Here is a 1,423-nt window from a genome sequence, read left to right as displayed (position 1 = left end):
CATACATGGCGCCCAGCACCAGGCACAGCGTGCCCTGGCCGCGCACGAAGCCGGCTGTTGCGGTGTTGATGTCACGAGCGATGGCGCGCACGGTCTGGACGTTGTCGCGCGGCACCCAACCGTCGATGACCGCCACCATGCGGTCCCAGTCGAGCAGCATGTAGAAGGCGACCACCGGCGTCACCACGAACAGGCTGACCACCGAGACCAGCGCCATGCCGGAACTCCACAGTGAGGTGAAGACGGTGGTGACCAGGCCGAAGCCCGAGGTCAGCAGCGAATTCAACCCGTCGCGCAAGCTGTTGGCGTTGACGCCGAACTTCTGTTCCAGCCATTTCGGATCGAACGAGGTGATCAGGCTTTGCAGCCGGGTCAGATATTCCGGCAATTTGCCGGCGAAATCGGCCATCTGCGTGGCCAGAACCGGAATGAGGATGACGAAGGCCAGCACCAGCACGATGAGGAAGGTGATGAGGATGACCACCGTCGCCATGAAACGGGACAGGCCGAGCCGCTGCAGCCGGTCGGCAACGGGATCGAGGAAATAGGCCAGCACCATGCCGGCGACGAAGGGCAGCAGGATGGCGCTGAAAACATAGAGGAAAAGCGCCAGCAGCGCGGCACCGGCCAGCCAGAAGAAGATCTGCCGGCGAAAGGTCGCGGACGCGGCGATGTCGGCGGCCGCGGCCTCGATCGCTGCCGCTTCTGTCTCAGATGTCCGGAGTGGAGCCTTCGCCATAGCCGCTCATGTGCCTCAGCCAAGTGACGAGATAGGCTGCGGCCGAAGCCACGGTCAAGACCCCGGACAGCAATATGAGGGCTGACCTCAGCGGGTCGAAGTGAACGGCAAGGGCAAGTTCTCCCAGCACAAGCGCGGCCAGCACGATCTGGATCGCGGTGTTGGCCTTCGACACGAACAACGGTTTCATCTCGACCGGATGGGTCATGACGGCGGACAACACCACCGCGCAGACGATCAACGCGTCGCGCGACACCATGATGACGACAAGCCACAGCGGCAATTGCCCGATGAAGCTCATGACCACGAACACCGAAACCAGCAGCAGCTTGTCGGCCACCGGGTCGAGATACGCGCCGAGCGTGGACTGCTGGTTGAAACGGCGGGCGATGAACCCGTCGACGCCGTCGGAAATGCCGGCGACGAGGAACCCGGCAAAAGCCCAGTCCCAGCGCGCCTGCAGCATCGCCAGCACCACCGCCGGCACCAGGATAAGGCGCAGGATGGTGATCAGGTTTGGGATGGTCAAATGCTTGGCACCTCCTCTTGGTCGGAGATAGATGATGAAGATAGCGGGTGGCAACAAGGGAGAAGCTGCCGATCTCCCGCACGGGAGAGCGGCTTTCAGCTTGGCTTTCGCCAATCACGAGCGCCTATACGCGTGCCCTGTCCACGGTTTTATGG

At 62.6% G+C, this 1,423-nt stretch carries 2 protein-coding genes; both read right to left on the bottom strand.

From position 1 onward, the window contains the following. The coding region (locus EN984_RS34550) for an AI-2E family transporter (protein ID WP_164765920.1) at positions 1–739 on the bottom strand (739 nt) is incomplete at its 3' end. Then, positions 711–1,268, bottom strand: a complete 558-nt coding sequence (locus EN984_RS34545) for a CDP-alcohol phosphatidyltransferase family protein (protein ID WP_127270787.1) — start codon at positions 1,266–1,268, stop codon at positions 711–713. The genes EN984_RS34545 and EN984_RS34550, both read right to left, overlap by 29 nt. Positions 1,269–1,423: the final 155 nt, after the last annotated feature.

Source organism: Mesorhizobium sp. M7A.F.Ca.CA.004.12.1.1, from assembly GCF_003997835.1.
Classification (GTDB): Bacteria; Pseudomonadota; Alphaproteobacteria; order Rhizobiales; family Rhizobiaceae; genus Mesorhizobium.
The sequence above is the reverse complement of the archived record's forward strand: the minus strand, read 5'-3'. Positions and strand labels throughout refer to the sequence as shown.